Annotated in this window: 15 protein-coding genes; 5 read left to right on the top strand and 10 right to left on the bottom strand. The window is 70.9% G+C overall.

What is annotated here, in order from left to right; genetic code table 11:
• The first annotated feature begins 48 nt into the window (after positions 1-48).
• The 3 genes from HNR67_RS26240 to HNR67_RS26230 are packed head-to-tail and all read left to right on the top strand — an operon-like array spanning position 49 to position 1,397.
• Positions 49-684: a DJ-1/PfpI family protein gene (locus HNR67_RS26240; protein ID WP_185004881.1), complete on the top strand. Its 636-nt coding sequence runs from the start codon at positions 49-51 to the stop codon at positions 682-684.
• Between the two features lie 4 nt (positions 685-688).
• Positions 689-1,153, top strand: coding sequence for a hypothetical protein (locus tag HNR67_RS26235; RefSeq protein ID WP_185004880.1), 465 nt, complete (start codon positions 689-691; stop codon positions 1,151-1,153).
• Position 1,154: 1 nt separating this feature from the next.
• On the top strand, positions 1,155-1,397 hold the full coding sequence (locus HNR67_RS26230) for a hypothetical protein (protein ID WP_185004879.1): 243 nt from the start codon (positions 1,155-1,157) through the stop codon (positions 1,395-1,397).
• Between the two features lie 1,337 nt (positions 1,398-2,734).
• On the opposite strand, the gene HNR67_RS44875 is transcribed toward HNR67_RS26230, so the two are convergent.
• Positions 2,735-2,878 (bottom strand): hypothetical protein, encoded by a 144-nt coding sequence (locus tag HNR67_RS44875; RefSeq protein WP_246492599.1) that lies wholly within the window; start codon positions 2,876-2,878, stop codon positions 2,735-2,737.
• Positions 2,871-3,146 carry a hypothetical protein gene (locus tag HNR67_RS44870; RefSeq protein WP_246492598.1) on the bottom strand — a complete coding sequence of 92 codons (276 nt, stop codon included), beginning with the start codon at positions 3,144-3,146 and terminating at the stop codon, positions 2,871-2,873. The genes HNR67_RS44875 and HNR67_RS44870 overlap by 8 nt, the downstream gene beginning before the upstream one ends.
• A gap of 188 nt (positions 3,147-3,334) precedes the next feature.
• Between HNR67_RS44870 and HNR67_RS26220 the strand changes: the two genes are divergently transcribed.
• Positions 3,335-4,132: an MBL fold metallo-hydrolase gene (locus tag HNR67_RS26220; RefSeq protein ID WP_312988080.1), complete on the top strand. Its 798-nt coding sequence runs from the start codon at positions 3,335-3,337 to the stop codon at positions 4,130-4,132.
• A 22-nt stretch (positions 4,133-4,154) separates the two neighbouring features.
• On the opposite strand, the gene HNR67_RS26215 is transcribed toward HNR67_RS26220, so the two are convergent.
• From HNR67_RS26215 to HNR67_RS26180, 8 genes are all read right to left on the bottom strand, one after another.
• Complete coding sequence (locus HNR67_RS26215) at positions 4,155-5,375, bottom strand: Glu/Leu/Phe/Val dehydrogenase dimerization domain-containing protein (protein ID WP_185004877.1); 1,221 nt, start codon at positions 5,373-5,375, stop codon at positions 4,155-4,157.
• Between the two features lie 127 nt (positions 5,376-5,502).
• On the bottom strand, positions 5,503-6,759 hold the full coding sequence (gene thrS / locus HNR67_RS26210) for a threonine--tRNA ligase (protein ID WP_185004876.1): 1,257 nt from the start codon (positions 6,757-6,759) through the stop codon (positions 5,503-5,505).
• Between the two features lie 125 nt (positions 6,760-6,884).
• Positions 6,885-7,493 carry a TetR/AcrR family transcriptional regulator gene (locus HNR67_RS46365; protein WP_185004875.1) on the bottom strand — a complete coding sequence of 203 codons (609 nt, stop codon included), beginning with the start codon at positions 7,491-7,493 and terminating at the stop codon, positions 6,885-6,887.
• A gap of 147 nt (positions 7,494-7,640) precedes the next feature.
• Positions 7,641-9,014: a type VII secretion integral membrane protein EccD gene (gene eccD, locus HNR67_RS26200; RefSeq protein WP_185004874.1), complete on the bottom strand. Its 1,374-nt coding sequence runs from the start codon at positions 9,012-9,014 to the stop codon at positions 7,641-7,643.
• Between the two features lie 28 nt (positions 9,015-9,042).
• Complete coding sequence (locus HNR67_RS26195; protein ID WP_185004873.1) at positions 9,043-9,399, bottom strand: YbaB/EbfC family nucleoid-associated protein; 357 nt, start codon at positions 9,397-9,399, stop codon at positions 9,043-9,045.
• Positions 9,400-9,420: 21 nt separating this feature from the next.
• Positions 9,421-10,527 (bottom strand): polymorphic toxin type 44 domain-containing protein, encoded by a 1,107-nt coding sequence (locus HNR67_RS26190; protein ID WP_185004872.1) that lies wholly within the window; start codon positions 10,525-10,527, stop codon positions 9,421-9,423.
• On the bottom strand, positions 10,524-11,516 hold the full coding sequence (locus HNR67_RS26185; RefSeq protein ID WP_185004871.1) for a WXG100 family type VII secretion target: 993 nt from the start codon (positions 11,514-11,516) through the stop codon (positions 10,524-10,526). The genes HNR67_RS26190 and HNR67_RS26185 overlap by 4 nt, the downstream gene beginning before the upstream one ends.
• Before the next feature lie 31 nt (positions 11,517-11,547).
• Positions 11,548-12,303 carry a WXG100 family type VII secretion target gene (locus HNR67_RS26180; protein WP_185004870.1) on the bottom strand — a complete coding sequence of 252 codons (756 nt, stop codon included), beginning with the start codon at positions 12,301-12,303 and terminating at the stop codon, positions 11,548-11,550.
• 125 nt (positions 12,304-12,428) lie between these two features.
• Here HNR67_RS26180 and eccCa point away from each other — a divergent pair, with 125 nt between their 5' ends.
• Positions 12,429-16,397: a type VII secretion protein EccCa gene (eccCa, locus tag HNR67_RS26175; RefSeq protein WP_407645141.1), complete on the top strand. Its 3,969-nt coding sequence runs from the start codon at positions 12,429-12,431 to the stop codon at positions 16,395-16,397.
• Positions 16,398-16,494: the final 97 nt, after the last annotated feature.

The following is a 16,494-nucleotide window of genomic DNA, read 5'->3' as shown; positions in this document are numbered from 1 at the left end:
CCCGGCACAGGCCAAGGTGGTCACCAACCCAGAGGGGAAAGGATCACCATGCTCGTCCAGATCGTCCTGTTCGACGGCGTCGACCCACTCGACGCGCTCGGCCCGCACGAGGTCTTCGCCGCCGCGAGCCAGTACGCGCCCGGCCCGCTCACCGCCGAACTGGTCACCGTCGGCACGGCCCGGCCGGTGCTCAGCGGAACCGGCGTCACCCTGCACGCCCAAGCGGCACTGGACCCCGACCGCGCCGACCTGCTGATCGTGCCCGGCACCGCGGGCTCCATGGCCGCCGACGCCGCCGAGATCACCCAGCGCCTCATCGCCGCCCTCACCCCCGAACTGCACCAGGCACTGCACACCTTCGCCGCCCGGCCGGACACCGTGCTCGCCTCCGTCTGCGGCGGCTCCCTGCTCCTGGGCGCGGCGGGCCTGCTCGCCCACCGCCCCGCGGTGACCCACCGCAGCGGCATGGCCCGCCTCGCCGACTTCGGCGCCACCGCGATCCCCGCCCGAGTGGTCGACGACGGCGACCTGGTCACCGCCGGTGGCGTCACCTCCGGCCTGGACCTCGCGCTCCACCTGGTCGAGCGTTTCCACGGCGCGGAAACGGCGATCGCCGTGGAAACGTTGTTCGAGCACGAACGCCGTGGCGTGGTATGGCGGGCCAACGCAGCCCTGGCGGGCTGAGCCGATGACGAAGTTCCTGCTCAGCGTGCACGTGCTGGCCGCCATCGTGCTCATCGGCCCGGTCACCGTCGCCGCCAGCCTGTTCCCCCGCTACGCCGGCGCGGCCCTGCGCGCGGAGGCCGGTGCGGTGCCGGTGACGTTGCTGCTGCGGCGGATCACCCGCGGCTACCTGGTCGCCGGGATCGTGGTGCCCGTCTTCGGCCTGGCCACCGCGGTGCAGATGAAGGTGCTCGGCGACGTCTGGCTGATCGTCTCGATCTTCCTGACCGCGCTGGCCGCGGCGGTGCTCGCGCTGGTGGTAGTGCCCGCGCAGACCACCCTGGTCAACGCCCTGCCCCAGGCCGGCGGCGAGCAGCCGTGGCGCGGCCTGCTGAGCCGGCTGCGGATGGGCACCGGCGTGTTCAACCTGCTGTGGGCGGTGGTCGTGGTCCTGATGATCGTCCGCCCCGGCTCCACCACCGGAGCCTGAGATGCGCCTGCTGCGCTACGCCGCCCTGGCCGAGATGATCACCGTCGCCGTCCTGCTGCTCAACCTGGTCACCGTGCACTGGCGCCCCGTCAGCGCCCTGACCGGCCCACTGCACGGAACGGCCTATCTGCTGGTCATCGCCGCCTGCCTGCTCCGCGAGAACACCCCACCCCGAACCCGCCTACTCGCCTTCATCCCCGCCATCGGCGGCTACCTCGCCCTGCGCCGCCTCCAGCGGAGTTAGGTCCAGGAGGTCCTTCTCCCGCCGGGCCCGACCCGGAACCCAGCTCGGCAGCATCCGCGCTGTCGAGATGATCGGCGCTGTCCGCTCGCCGATCCGGCCAACTTGTTGCGCGACAACACCTTTCGATCACGGCGCGCCAGCCCACGGTCCACCTGCGACGGTCGGGGGCCGGTGGGGTCCAGGGCGAGTAGGGCGAAGCTGAGGTCTTCGTCGTGTTTGACGAAGTTGAGCTGTTGTTCCGGGGCGGGCCGGGGGTTGGGGTGAATCCGTTGCGGCGCAGGGTGTCTGAGAGGTGGACGGCGTCCTCGGTCCAGGCGAGGAAGTCGGCGTCCAGGTGAGGTCGGGTGATGCGGCCCAGCGCGAAGTCCATTGCCTGGCCGCTGCGTAGGCGTATTCGATGTCGGCGGTGGCGGCTAGGCGGAGGACCTCCTTGATCAGCTTGAGTTGGGCTTGCGCGGGCATGCGGGTGCACTTCTTGGCTTCTTGGGCTTTGGTTGGTGACCTTTCACCTTCGCGGCGGCTTGGGTTCGTGGTCGCTGGGCTGCTTGGCCGTTTGGGGTGCTTGATCGCCTGGGCTGCTTGGTTGCTTGCTCCTGCGGTTTGGTTGCTTGCTCCTGCGGTCCTCGGGATTCTCGGCTTCCTGCTTTGCCCCAGCGTTGTCAGCTTCACCAGGTCGAGGCGGGCCTGGGGTTGGTCTGGGCGGGGGTGGGTCTGATTTTAGGTTGAGGTGGATTAATTTCGATTGTCACTGAAATTATCGGAGGAGATGACCTTTTGTTGGTGACGTCCGCCAGGACCTGTCTGTTCCCGAACACAAGCCAGCGCCGGTTTGTCGGCTGGCGGCGATGCACAGCCAGGAATCGAGAGGGCAGGAATGCGGTATAGTAGGTGCACTGACCAGCACTTACCTGACGAACGCACACTCCCCCAGCAAGACCAGCCGAGCCGGTCCTCACCCGATCAGGCGACAAGATCCAGACGTCAAGGCAACCAAAACCGGGGTTTTTGCGTTCCGCAGAGGAACGGTGGCGGCGGCGGACCCGGCACGGGCCACGGACACGGCATGAGGCACGCAGCAGGCACAGCGACTCCCCCGGCCTGGGACCCACAAGGCTGGACTCCCCCAGGGTGGCGAGCTGGCCGGTGGCAGCTGTGGCAGTCGCCCGGGATAGGACTCGCGCGCGGAGCGTGCGGTGGCAGGGGGCGGTGAGCCCGGCAAGCGCCATCGGCGTGCAGCGGCCGCTGGACGTCGGCCGACTCGCGGGATCAGGCTGGCCCCGGTGATCAGCGCGCCACTGCCCCGGCCGTCGTCGTTGCGGGCGCGCGTTGCGGGTGTGTCAGGTTAGTGGCGATTGATCGCACCGGCTGTCCGCGTTGCGGGCCTGACCGGGGCGGCCGTTGTACTCGTTGAGCGCCGCGGTCATCAGGCAACCTCCGGGCAGCGATGGCGCCTCCAGGTAGCCCATCGACTTCTCACGCACCGCGCGCAGCCGCCGCAGCCGCGGAGGCTCGCAGACCTGGCAGCTTGCAGCCCCGGCGGCTCGACTGCCCAGCGGCCCGACGGCCCGGAAGCTCGGTCAGCGTGGGCTCGACCACCCGATGCCAGAAGCCCACGAACGCCGTGTCTGGGGTGGAAACCTGCAGCGTCTCCTTGGTGCCGAAATGCTTGTGCACCCCGGACTTGCCCAGCTCCAGTTCCTCGGCGGGCCGCCCGATGGCGATGCCGTCGAGTCCTCCCGCGGAGGCCATATCAGCGGCCCGACCGAGGACCCGGCCCCGGGTGGCCTGCGCCGCGGCCGCCGAGCGCCGCGGCGACCCGCGACCCGCGACCCGCGACCCGCGACCCGCGACCCGCGACCCGCGACGAAGATAGTGTACGTGCGTTCGCTATTGATTTAGAGGACGGTCGTACGCTAACTTTCCCGGCAGCAACCGGGATGAAGGAGTGGGCGATGCGGGTTCGGCGGTTGGGGTGGGCTGGGGTGGAGGTTGAGGTGGGGGGTGTGCGGCTGGTGATCGACTATGTGCGGGATCTTTCGCCGTTGTTCACCGGGTGGGGGGATGGGGCGGGGTTGGTGGCGCCGGGTGGGGAGGTTTCCGTTGCGTTGCTTACTCATCTGCATCGGGATCATGCCGATGCGGGCGCGCTCGCCGAGGTGCTGGCGGTGGGGGCGCCGGTGTTGCGGCCGGGGGTTGGTTTTGGGGATGAGGTGGACAATGTGACCACGGTGCCGGTGGAGCGGGAGCTGGTTCGGTGTGGGTTGGCCGCCTCGGTTGTGGGTGAGTGGTCGAGTTGGGAGGTTGGGCCGTTTCGGGTTACCGCTGTGCCTGCCGTTGACGGGTTGGGTGATCCGCAGGTCAGCTGGGTGGTGCAGGGGGATGGGCGGCGGGTTTTTCATGGTGGGGACACGATGTTTCATGGGTACTGGTGGCTGATCGCGCGTCGGTTTGGGCCTTTTGACGCGGTGTTCCTGCCTGCCAATGGCGCCGTGGTGGACGCGCCGCACTTACGGCCGCCGAGTCCGTTGACCGCCGCGATGGATCCTCGGCAGGCCGCGGTGGCCGCGGAGATCCTTGATGCCCGGTACGCGGTTCCCATGCACTACGAGGCTGAGCAGCCGGACAAGGTCTCGGGTTATGTCGAGGTCGGTGATCCGGCGGCGGAGTTTCGGGCGCATGCCGGGGGGCGGGCGCGGGTGTTGGCCGTTGGGGAATGGTTGGAGCTGGGCGGCTGAACGGGGCTGGGCTGGGCTGGGGTCAGCCGAAGCGGGCTTCGATGGCGGCTAGGTTCTCGGTGGTCATGACCGTGGCCGCGGTGCGTGGGAGTTCGCCGGTGGTGCGGGATCTGGTGAGGATCTGGGTCACCAGGCGGTGCATCTGGGTGCGGACCTTGGTGAAGGACTCGGGGGCGTTGGGGTTGATGTCGCCGAAGAGGGTCCACCACCACCAGGAGTTGGTGGCGGAGTTGGCCACGAAGTCGGGGATGACCACCACTCCCCTGGCGGCCAGGGCCGTTTCCGCCTCGGGGGTCACCGGCATGTTGGCGGCTTCGACGATGAGTCTGGCCGCGACCCGGGTGTGGTTGGCGGTGTTGACGCAGTAGGAGATCGCGGCGGGGACCAGGACCTCGGTGGCCAGGGTCAGCCACGCTTCGCTGGGGAGTTCCTGGTCGGTGGGGCGGAGCTGGGTGCGGTCGACGGCGCCGAAGGGGTCTCTGGTGAGCAGGAGGCGTTCCACGTCAAGGCCTTCGGGGTTGGCGATGGTGCCGTGGACGTCGGCGATGCCGACCACGCGCAGGCCAGCCTCGGCCAGGAACCTCGCCGTGGCACCGCCCATGGAGCCGAAGCCCTGGACGACCACCCTGGCGCCTTCCTGGGGCAGGCCCAGCTCCGCCATGGCGGTGAGGGCGGCCTGGGCCACGCCGGCGCCGCCGACCAGCTCGTCCAGGGAGATGCCGTCGACCTTCACCGCGAAGGCATCCGCCAGGCGCTGGGTGGCGGCGGGTTCGTCGTCCAGCAGCGGGAACACCGCCTGGATGGAGCTGCGCAGGCCGACCTCGGCGACGACCTCGTCCAGGGTGTCCTGGCGCAGGCCGAGGTCCTCCCCGGTGGTCCAGGACCGTTCCAGGTACGGGCGGACCGCCTGCAGGTAGCGGCGCAGGACGGCCCTGGACTCCGGGTCATACGGACTGCAGTCGATGCCGCCCTTGGCTCCGCCCAGGGGCAGGTAGCGGGCCTCGGGGTCGTAGTTGAGGGCTTCCTTGGCGGTCATGCCGCGGGCCAGCCCTCGGACCTCTGCCAGCGTGCAGCCCTCGCGCATGCGCAGGCCGCCGCTGCACACACCGCGGACCAGGCGGTCGATGACCAGGAAACCGCGTTTGCCGGTGATCGGGTCGGTCCAGGTCAGTTCGAGCAGCGGCGGACGCGGACCGACCTGCTCCTCGGCCGGGGCGACCGGCTGCTGGACGACCTCGACCATGGACCACTCCTCACCACGACGGAACCCGGCTGACTGACCAGACAGTCAGCTTAGTATCGATCACCGCTGGCCGGTGTCAACCGCCGCCCGCCGGTTCTGACGGGAACTGGACAGGTATACCCAGGCATCACGCATTATCCCAGAGCCGCGGACTGTGAGCCTCGACAACCGCCCGTACCCTGCGCAAACACTCCGCCACCGGCATGGCGTCCAGGCGACGGCCGTCACGCAGGCGCAGCGCGACCCGATCTTCGGCGACCTCCCTGGCACCCAGCACCGCCTGATACGGGACCAGGCGGGCATTCCGGACGCGGGCCCCCAGGGACCCCTCCCCCGCGCTGATCACCTCGGCGCGCAGGCCCGCCGCCCGGCACTGGCCCAGCAGGTCGTGGGCGGCGGGTTCCTCCGCCGCCGAGATGGGCAGGATGGCCACCTGACGGGGGGCGAGCCAGGCGGGGAACGCGCCGCCGTGGCCTTCGATGAGGTGGGCCACGGCGCGTTCGACGCTGCCGATCACGCTGCGGTGCACCATCACCGGGCGGTGCTTGCCGCCGTCGGCGCCGATGTAGTGCAGATCGAACTGCTCCGGCTGGTAGAAGTCGACCTGGACGGTGGACAGGGTGGACTCGCGGCCGGCGCTGTCGAGGATCTGGACGTCGATCTTCGGGCCGTAGAAGGCGGCCTCGCCCTCGACCGCCTCATAGTCGAGGCCCGACTCGTCCAGTACCTCGCGCAGCACCGCACTCGCGCGCTGCCACAACTCGGGGTCGGCCACGTACTTGCCGCCGGGGCCGGGCAGGGACAGCCGGTAGCGGGCGTCCTGGATGTCCAGTGCCGCATAGGCTTCCCGGATCAGGGCGAGCGCGCCCGCGGTTTCGGCGGCGACCTGGTCGGGGGTGCAGAACAGGTGCGCGTCGTTGAGCTGGATGGCGCGCACCCTGGTCAGACCGCCCAGCACGCCGGAGAGTTCGGCGCGGTACATGCCGCCGAGTTCGGCCATCCGCAACGGCAGTTCGCGGTAGCTGTGCGCGCGGGAGCGGTAGATCAGCGCGTGGTGCGGGCACAGGCTGGGCCGCAGCACGACCTGCTCGCCGCCGAGGTCCATGGGCGGGAACATGTCCTCGCGGTAGTGCGCCCAGTGCCCGGAACGTTCGTACAGCTCGCGTTTGGCCAGCACCGGGGAGTAGACGTGCTGGTAGCCGGCCCGGATCTCGGCGGCGCGGACGTACTCCTCCAGCTCGTGCCGGATGATCGCGCCGTCGGGCAGCCAGTACGGCAGACCGGCGCCGATGAGCGGGTCGGAGTCGAACAGGTTCAGCTCGCGGCCGAGTTTGCGGTGATCGGGCATCGTGGTCTCCTCGCTGGTGGGCGAGCGGGTGACCACATGGCGAAGCCCCGGGGCACCCGCCCCGGGGCTTCGCGTCAAGTCAATGCTGTCAGCGCGCCGGGACGATCTCCGGCGTCGTGGTGACGTTGGCGCGCTGCATGCGGCAGACCGTAGCAGAGCGCTCAGACCAGCGCGCTGAGTTTGTCCGCGCTGATGCCCAGTTCCCTGGCCACCGCCTCGTGCAGCCACCCGGTGAGGTCCTCCGGCCGCACGGTGCCCTGGCGGGCGACCAGCTGCACGGCCAGGCCGTCGAGCAGCGAGGTGATCCGCCAGGCCGCGCCACGCGGGTCGGGGCAGACGAACTCGCCGTCGGCCACGCCCTCGCCGATGAGTTCCTCCACCACGGCCCGCCAGCGCAGGTCCAGGTTCTGGGCGACCTTGCGCAGGTTGTCATCGTGCAGGGAGGCGGCCCAGCCCTCGATCCAGAGCACCCAGCCCGCGGCGTCGCCGGTGGGGGCGTAGAAACGCAGCACCGAGGACAGCCGGACCAGGGCGCTGCCCGCGGCGCGGAGTTCCTCCAGGCGGCCGAGGTCGTGCTCGGCGGCGGCGGAGAACGCCTCGGTGATCAGGTTCTCGATGGTGCCGAAGTGGTAGAAGACCAACGCGGTGCTGATACCCAGCGAGGCCGCGATGTCCGCGGGCCGTGTGGCAGCGATTCCCCTGGTGCGGATGTGTTCGATCGTCGCGCCGAGGATGTCGTGCCGGCGTCCACCGTTTTGCCTGTTCGACACGCGATCACTCTAACCGTTCCGCCCGGTGCGCTCTTGGGTTGGGGGTTCTGGTGGTCCGATGATTGATCTCATCCGACACTGAAGTTATCGGGAGCATGAAGATTTTTGCCACTGCGAAAGGGCTTTTTCGGGGCGGGTGGGGCTGGGTCAGCCCACGGCGTCGCGGATGGCGTTGTAGACGCCCAGGACCGCGCCGGCCAGGGGCACCACCGAGATCAGCAGGGTGTACTCCAGGGCGTCGAGCAGGCGGGCGCCCTGTGGGGAGTGCTTGCCGCGCACGACCCGGCCGACGTAGCTGACCGAGACTCCCCCGGCCACGGCGAGCACGGCGGCGGCGGCCAGCAGCCACGGGGTGGGCAGGGCGTTGCCGAGCCAGACGCCCAGCACGCCGAGCGCGCCCAGGCCGGCGGCCACGACGACGATGCGTTGCAGGGTGCCGGCGTAGCTGCGGGAGCGCAGGATCCAGGCCAGGCCGGTCACGCCGACCAGCAGCGCGGGCCACATCGACGGGGACTTGATCAGGACCACGGCGCTGCCGAGCACGACCGCGCCGAAGGCGGCGAGCAGCCCGGTGAGGATCTCCTCGGCGGCGGTGGTCTGGCCCATCACGTCCGGGCCGAGGGCGGGTTTCTCATCGGCGCGGAAGGACTTCATGTCGGCGGGCACGGTGGGCATGGGCAGCCGGGCGAAGCGCAGCGCGATCATGGGGGCCGCGGCGCCCAGTGCGGTGGCCACGGGCAGGGCGACCGCGGCGGCGTGCACGGCTTGGAGGTCGAAGAGCAGCACGGTGGCCGCGGTGAGCGCGCCGAGGGCGGCGGCGGTGGCCAGGGCGCCGAACCAGGCCAGGCGGTGGGCCAGGAGCACGGCGGCGATGGCGGCGTAGAGGGTCAGCGCGGCCAGGCCCAGCGCGAGGGAGTCCGGGCGCAGCGGCAGCGGGTTGTGCGGTGGCAGCGCGGTCATCCCCGCCAGGAGGGCCGCGCCGGCGCCGGTGGCGGTGCAGGTGCTGCCCGCGCTCTCATCGGCGTAGGCCCTGGTGAGGGCGGCGCCGATGAGCAGCAGGGCCACCGCGAGCACCCCGGTGACGATGGGGGCGAAGAAGTTCCCGGCCAGGGCCGCCACGGCGAGCAGGGTGGCCGCGGTGAACAGGATCGCGGCCGCGGCCAGGCCGAGGGTGCGGCCCACGGTGGGTTGCCAGGCCCCGGAGCGGGCGGTGGCCGAGCTGGCGATGGCGTCCACGACGTCGTCGAAGAGCAGCGGGGTCTCATACCGTTCGCGTGGGCTGAGGTAGAGCACCTCGCCGTCGCGCACGGCCGCGGCGGCCACGGTGAGTCCCGGGGCGAGGGCGGCCTCGCCCAGCCGGGACAGGCCCCAGCCCGGACCGGGTCCGGTGGGGTGGTCCTGGGCCCCGGCCAGGCGGACCAGCTGGGGCAGGAGTTCGGCGACCGTGCTGGCCATGGGCAGCGCCAGGTCCATGCGGGCGCGCGGGGTCACCACGGTGACCCGCCGTGCCGTCGACGTCATGCGTGTCGTCCTGTCAGAGCTGGAGCCGTCAGAACTGGAAGTTCTCCGAGCGGGAGGCTGATTCGATCACCGGCGCGAACCGGGCGGTGCTGGCCTCGGCGACCTTGCGCAGCCCGTCGTTGACCGCCTCCACCACGTACTCCCCCAGCGCCCGCGCGTCGCCCTGGCGCAGCACCCTCGGGTCGATGGTGACCTCGGTGAGCCTGCCGGTGCCCTGCACGGTGACGCTGACCTCCTCGCGCTGGGAGCGGCCCTGCACCAGCATGCTCTCCACGTTGCGCTGGATGCGCTCGATCTCCTCCTGCTGACGGCGGACCCGCTCGAGCAGGTCGTCGACCTGGGGGGTGTCGCCGCGGTCGAAGGCGGCGAAGGGATCGGGCTGCATGTGACCGTCCTTAGTGGAGTGTTACGGGGTGACCGAACCGCGCTGGCGCAGCTCGTTCATCCGGGTCGGGTCGGTGATGTACTGGCGGATGAGGTCGGGGGTGAGCTGGTCGGGCGGGACCTGGCGGAAGAGCTGGATGCCCATCTCCACCGCGTACTGGTCGGCGGGGTCGGTCCAGTGCCCGCTGGCCAGGTCGGCGGCGTTGGCGCCCTGGTGCAGCTCGAAGGAGTTGAACCCGGCGGCGGTGCCGACGTAGCCGTAGTGCAGGTTGGACCAGAAGTCGTGCCGGATCTGCAGGTTGGTGCCGTCCACGGCGGTGAGGAACCCGGTCTGCCGGTTCATCCCCATCATCTGCCGGATCTCGCCCTTGTGGTCCCACGGGCCGCCGGGGCGGACCAGCCAGGTGAACAGGCCGAGGGCGTGTGCCTTGTTGCGGGCGGAGTCCAGGGGTTCCAGCAGCGCGCCCCAGCCGGGGTTGTTGAGCCGGTGCAGGCCCGCGGTGGTCTGGGAGCGGCCGTTGTAGGACATCTCGTTGCCGATGTAGTCGACCAGGCGCTGGAACGGGGTGCGCAGCGAGGCCGCGGAGGCGGGCCCGTTGTGCGGGAACAGTCCGGTGAGTTCGGCGCCGAGCTGGGCGACGATCTTGCGGGCGGCCAGCACCGCGACCTCGCCCATGGCGTTGGCGTGCACCAGGTAGGGCCGGTAGTCCCCGCCGTGGATGGCCGCGGAGACGGAGAGGCGTTCGACGTTGCGGCCGCGTTCGGTGAAGTCGGCGACCACCTTGTCCATGGCGGTGCGGGCCTTGCGCAGCGCGGTCGCGGCCGAACGCAACCGGTCGGCCTGCTGCCGCAGCTCCTGTTCGGGGCCCAGGCGCAAGGCCACGCTCCAGCGTTCGACGAGGGCGAGGAAGGCCGCGTAGGCCGGGCCGCGCCAGCCGCTGTTGGCCTTGCGCGCGGCCTCCAGGGTGGCCGCGGCCACCGTGTTGAGCCGGTCGGCCAGCCCGAGCAGGCGGGTGGCCTCGGCTTCCAGGGCGGCCGGGTTGCCGGTGACCACGACCTGGAACTGGCGCAGCGCGGCGGCGTAGCCGGACAGGACCGCGGAGACCGGACTGCCGAGCTGGGTGGTCATGCCGACACCTTGCCGTCACCGTCACCGTCGATGGCGACCTTGATCGGCGTGCTGCCGACCGTGGCGGTGACGGTGGTGTCCCGCCCCGAGGGCGCGGTCACCGTGGCACTGCCTTCGCCGGTGGTGACCGTGACGCTCACCCCGGCGCCCGCCCCGATTCCGCTGGGGACGGAGGGTACGGGTGCCGGGGCCCCGGGCGGTGGCGCGCTCGGGGCGGGAGATCCGGGGGCAGGCGCGGGTGCGGCCGGGTCGACCGGGATCCACATGTTCTGCCCGTTGCCCGGCGCGGTGGTGCCCAGCGCGGGCGGCTTGTAGTCGGTGAAGTCCTTGGCGGGCAAGGTGGTCGGCCCGCCGGCCGGTGCCGGGACCTGCTGGCCGCCGGGGCCGGAGCCCGCGCCGGTGCCCGGGTCCTTGCCGGTGACCAGGCCGACCAGCTTCTCCAGGTGGCCGATGACCTCGGACATGGTGGTCAGCTTCGCGGCCAGTTCCACCGCGCCGAGGGATTTCAGCAGGGTGCCCAGTGCGGCCAGGAAGCCCTTGAGGGCGCCGCTGGTGGCGGTGGACAGGGCGACCGCGGCGGCGTAGGTCCACGGGTTGGACATGAGTCCGGACACCGTGGGGTTGATCGCCGAGACGATGGCCTTGAAGGCCGTCTGGGCCTTCTGGATGATCGAGGCGGCCAGGCCGAGTTTCTGCGCGACCTCCTTCACCACCGAGATGATCTTGGTGAAGGACTCCAGCAGGGTGGTGATCTTCTTGGTGGCCGCGCCGGAGGCCGGGCCGCGCCAGACCTTGCGCAGCTGCTCCCCCGCCTGCTTGAGCTGGTCGTAGAGCTGCTTGAACTCATTGGCCTTCGCCACCAGGTCGGTGACCTGCTTGAGGATCTGGCCGGGGTTGCCGTTGATGATCCAGTTGAGGAAGGTGCCCGGCCCGCCGCCGGTGGCCGTGGCGTCCATGGCGGCGCTGACGGGAAAAGTCATCGCGGTCACGCGGATCTCCTCTTCTTCGCCGGTGCCGGGGTCAGGACGCCGAGATCGGGCGGTACACCCGGGTGTCGGCGAGTCCGCTGAAGCTGGGCTGCACCAGGCCGTGGTTGTAGAGCTGTCCTCGGTCGCCGACCACGGCGATCACCGGGTCGGGGCCGCGGTCGAAGGCCAGCACCACGATGTCGCCGGAGCGGACCCCGCCCGGCACGTCGCCGAGGTCGCGGGCCAGGCCCGCGTACACCCCGATCACGCCGGTGGCCTGCTGGTTCGCCGGTCCGGCGTCCAGCCAGCGGGCGAAGGCGACCGCGTCGGCGAAGTTACGGTGCTGCTGATCGCCGATGCCGGCGGAGCGCAGGTAGCCGAGCACGTTGTCCACCGAACCGGGCTGCGCGGTGGCCGAGAGGCTGGCACCGGTCGCGGCGGCGGCCAGCCTCTCAGCACTCGGAGAACTCCACAGGGTGGAGGACACCGCGGCCAGTTCCGTCTGCCGGCCCGCGTAGGCGTCGGCGACTCGCCGGTCCTGGTCCTGATAGGTGTCCGCGACCTTGCGCACGTTGTCGTTGAACTCCTGCAACAACGACAGCAGCGTGTTCAGCGAGCTGACCTGGCTGGCCTCCAACTTGGCGTTCATCGCGGCCACAGCGGCACCGAGGGTGGAGAAGTCCGAGGGGTCCAACTTCATCGACCGCAACGCGCTGACGGTGTTGGCCGCCTGCATGATGATGCCGCTGAGATTGCCCGCCACGGACCGCATCTCCTCGGGGCTGGCGTCGAACCCAGGCAGGCTCACGGCCATCTCACCCTCCCACGTCTGCCGGTCACGTTCTCCGCGACGAGCCTAAGTTCGGCAGGGCCTGCGCACAGACGGCAAAAGTACCCACCACCGCGACGGCCGAAGTGACCAGAATCGGGTGCGTGCAGACCGCCCGGAAGAGTCGACGCCTGCCCGAGCCCGCGGCCGGGGAGATCACCCTGCAGTCCCCGCCCATGCTGGCCAAGGGCGGCAACCAGGGCATGATGGGGCTGCTGTTCATGCTGCCGATGATGCTGGGCATGGGTGCCATGTCCTTCGTCTACATCGGACGCGGCGGCGGGGTGATGACCTATGTCTTCGGCGGCCTGTTCGTCGTGGTGATGATCGGCATGATCGTGATGTCCCTTGCCCAGGGGCGCTCACAGAACAAGGCCAAGATCAACGAGGAGCGGCGGGACTACCAGCAGTACCTGGCCAACCTGCGCAAGCAGGTCCGCGAGGTGGCCGGCGCGCAACGGGCCTACCTGGTCGAGGCCCACCCCGAACCGGGGGATCTGTGGACCTTCGCCGCCGGGGACCGGTTGTGGGAGCGGCGGCGCTCGGAGCCGGAGTTCGGGCAGTTGCGGGCCGGGCGGGGGCCGCAGCGGCTGGCCACCCCGTTGCGGGCGCCGCAGACGGTGCCCCTGGAGGAGCTGGACCCGGTGTCCTCGACCTCGCTGCGGCATTTCATCCGCGCCTACTCCACCGTGCCGGACCTGCCGGTGTCGGTGTCGCTGCGCTCCTTCGCCCGGATCGGCATCAGCGGGCAGCGCCCGATCGTGCTGGATCTGGCGCGGGCGTTGCTGGCCCAGGCCGTGGTGTTCCACTCCCCCGCCGACCTGCGCGTCGCGGTGTGCGTGGCCGCGGACCGGCGTGGTGAGTGGGAGTGGGTGAAGTGGTTGCCGCACGCCCAGGACGCCACCGCCGCGGACGCGGTCGGCCCGGCCCGCCTGGTCTCCGGCGATCTCACCACCCTGGCCGATCTGCTGGGCAAGGACCTCGGGGATCGGGCGCCGTTCACCAAACGGGCCGGGATGGGTTTCGAGCAGCCGCACATCCTGCTCATCGTCGACGGCGGCCGGACCTTCGGCGACCCACGGCTGGCCCCGGCGGGCGGGCAGCACGGGGTGACGGTCCTGGACGTCAGTCACGAGGTGCCCCTGGACACCCCCGGCACCGAGAGCCTGCGGTTGCACGTCTCGCCGCAGCGGATGGGCATGGTCACCGGCGAGGGCTCGGACTCCCGGGTCGCCTACCTCGGTGAGCCCGACGGCCTGGACCTCGCCGCCGCCGAAGCCCTCGCCCGCGCGCTGACCCCACGCTTCCAGGGGGTGGCGATCACCGCCGAGGCCCCGGTGAACACCTCCTTCGGCCTGGCCGGACTGCTCGGCCTGGGCGACCCGCGCGACGTCGACCCCGCCGTCACCTGGCGGCCCCGCACCCCGCGCGAACGCCTCCGCCTGCCACTGGGCCTGGATCCGGAGGGCAGGCCGATCGAGCTGGACCTCAAGGAGTCCGCCGAGAACGGCATGGGCCCGCACGGCCTCGTCGTGGGCGCGACCGGGTCCGGCAAGAGCGAACTGCTGCGCACCCTGGTCACCGGCCTGGCCGTCACGCACTCCTCGGAGACGCTGAACCTGGCGCTGATCGACTTCAAGGGCGGCGCGACCTTCGCCGGGATGACCGGGCTGCCGCACACCTGCGCGGTGATCACCAACCTCTCCGACGACCTCACCCTGGTCGACCGGATGGCCGACGCCCTCAACGGGGAGATGCTGCGCCGCCAGGAACTACTGCGCGCGGCAGGCAACTTCGCCTCGGTCCGGGACTACGAACGCGCCCGCGAGAACGGCGCCCCCCTGGCCCCACTGCCCTCGCTGCTGCTGATCATCGACGAGTTCAGCGAACTGCTCTCCAGCCGACCGGAGTTCGTCGACCTGTTCGTCATGATCGGCCGCCTGGGCCGCAGCCTCGCCGTGCACCTCCTGCTGGCCTCGCAACGCCTGGAGGAAGGCCGGTTGCGCGGCCTGGAAGCCCACCTGTCCTACCGGATCGGCCTGCGCACCTTCTCCGCCGCGGAGAGCCGCACCGTGCTCGGCGTCCCGGACGCCTACCACCTGCCCGCGATCCCCGGCTCGGCCTACCTCAAGAGCGACACCGAGACGCTGCAACGGTTCAAGGCCGCCTACGTCTCCGGGGACCTGCCGCCGAGGGAGATCAGCGACACCGGCACCGTCGCCGCCCCCGGCCGCCAGGTGCTCTTCTACACCCTGGACCGGGTGGAGATCGTCGAACCGGTGCGCGCCGAGACCGCCGCGCTCGTGCAGGCCACCACCGGCGAGACGATCATGGGTGCGATGGTCGACCGCCTGGTCGGCAAAGGCCCCGCCGCACACCAGATCTGGCTGCCGCCCCTGGACGAACCCCCCACCCTGGACCACCTCCTGCCGCCGCTGGGCGAGGACCCCGAACGCGGCCTGTCCCCGATCGGCTGGGGCGGCAACGGGAAACTCACCGTGCCCCTGGCCCTGGTGGACAAACCCTTCGAGCAGCGCCGCGACCTCATGTGGGCCGACCTCGCGGGCGCGGGCGGGCACATGCTCCTGGTGGGTGCGCCGCAGAGCGGCAAGAGCACCTTCCTGCGCAGCCTCATCGGCGTCCTCTCCCTCACCCACACCCCCGCCGAGGTCCAGTTCTTCCTCCTGGACATGGGCGGCGGCGCGCTCGGCCCGGTCGCCGGACTGCCGCACGTCAGCGGCTACGCCGTGCGCCGCGACGCCGACTCCTGCCGACGGCTGGTCGCCGAACTCAGCACCCTCCTCGCCCAGCGCGAGGCCCTGTTCGCCCAGCACGCCGTCGACTCGATGGCCACCTTCCGCCAGCGCCGCAAGGACATCCGGGAAAGCGAACTCGGCGACCGGGAGTTCGGCGACGTGTTCCTGGTCGTGGACGGCTGGACCACCGTGCGCGAGGAGTACGAACAGCTGGAGGAGGCCATCACCCGGCTGGCCGCCCGCGGCCTCGGCTTCGGCATCCACGTGGTCATCGCCGCCAACTACTGGATGGCCGTGCGGCCCCCGCTGCGCGACTCCATCAGCACCCGCTACGAACTCCGCCTCGGCGACCCCAGCGACTCCGCCATCGACCGCCGCGCCGCCCAGAACGTGCCAGCCGACGCACCGGGTCGCGGCCTGACCCCGGACAAACTGCACTTCCTCGGCGCACTCCCGCGCATCGACGGCGTGCAGAGCGCCGAATCCACCACCGCGGGCACCGGCGAACTCATCAAGCGGATCACCGCCGCCTGGACCGGCGAACCCGCCCCCAGAGTCCGGCTGCTCCCCCACGAATTCCCGGCCGGTGACCTGCCCGATGTGGTGGCCCACCCTGGCAAGCAGGTCCCCTTCGGCATCGCCGAGGCCGACCTCAAACCGGTGTTCCTGGACTTCCAGACCGAACCGCACTTCCTGGCCTTCAGCGACGTCGAAGGCGGCAAATCGGGGCTGCTGCGCACCATCGCCGACGGCATCATGGCCCGCTACACCCCACACGAGGCCGCCATCCTGGTCGTGGACTACCGGCGCGGCCTGCTCGGCGCCGTCGACGGCGACCACCTCCTCGGCTACGCCGGCAGCGCCCCGGTCCTGGAAGGACTGCTCGCCGAGGTCGTGCAGGCCATGCGCGCCCGCCTGCCCGGACCCGAGGTCACCCCCGACCAGCTGCGCCGCCGCGACTGGTGGAGCGGACCCGACCTGTTCGTCATCGTCGATGACTACGAACTCGTGGCCACCCAGGGCGGCATCGGCCACCCACTGCTGCAACTGGTCGAATTCCTGCCCCAGGCACGGGATATCGGCCTGCACGTCATCGTCGCCCGCGGCTCCGGCGGCGCGGCCCGCGGCATCTACGACCCGGTGCTCATGCGCATCAAGGAACTCGGCTCCCCCGGCCTGGTCATGTCCGGCTCCCGCGACGAAGGCGTGCTGCTCGGCGACGTCCGCAGCTCCCCGCAGCCGCCGGGACGCGGGCAACTTGTCTCACGGCGCAACGGGAACCAGCTCGTCCAGGTCGCCTGGACCCCGGGGAGTTGAGCGCGGATGTGGGTACAACTACCGGCATCAAAACCGGCACTTGTGCCGTTGGGCGGCAACAACGACCGACCTAGGCTCGTAACCAGGAAACACCCGG

The organism is Crossiella cryophila (genome assembly GCF_014204915.1).
GTDB classification, from domain to species: domain Bacteria; phylum Actinomycetota; class Actinomycetes; order Mycobacteriales; family Pseudonocardiaceae; genus Crossiella; species Crossiella cryophila.
Note: the sequence above shows the minus strand (reverse complement) of the source record. Positions and strands in the feature narration are given on the sequence as shown.

Coding starts and splice junctions, on each gene's coding strand:
- HNR67_RS26240 (WP_185004881.1), top strand. CDS start 49: ATGCTCGTCCAGATCGTCCTGTTCGACGGCGTCGACCCACTCGACGCG.
- HNR67_RS26235 (WP_185004880.1), top strand. CDS start 689: ATGACGAAGTTCCTGCTCAGCGTGCACGTGCTGGCCGCCATCGTGCTC.
- HNR67_RS26230 (WP_185004879.1), top strand. CDS start 1,155: ATGCGCCTGCTGCGCTACGCCGCCCTGGCCGAGATGATCACCGTCGCC.
- HNR67_RS44870 (WP_246492598.1), bottom strand. CDS start 3,146: ATGGCCTCCGCGGGAGGACTCGACGGCATCGCCATCGGGCGGCCCGCC.
- HNR67_RS26220 (WP_312988080.1), top strand. CDS start 3,335: ATGAAGGAGTGGGCGATGCGGGTTCGGCGGTTGGGGTGGGCTGGGGTG.
- HNR67_RS26215 (WP_185004877.1), bottom strand. CDS start 5,375: ATGGTCGAGGTCGTCCAGCAGCCGGTCGCCCCGGCCGAGGAGCAGGTC.
- eccD (WP_185004874.1), bottom strand. CDS start 9,014: ATGACGTCGACGGCACGGCGGGTCACCGTGGTGACCCCGCGCGCCCGC.
- HNR67_RS26195 (WP_185004873.1), bottom strand. CDS start 9,399: ATGCAGCCCGATCCCTTCGCCGCCTTCGACCGCGGCGACACCCCCCAG.
- HNR67_RS26190 (WP_185004872.1), bottom strand. CDS start 10,527: ATGACCACCCAGCTCGGCAGTCCGGTCTCCGCGGTCCTGTCCGGCTAC.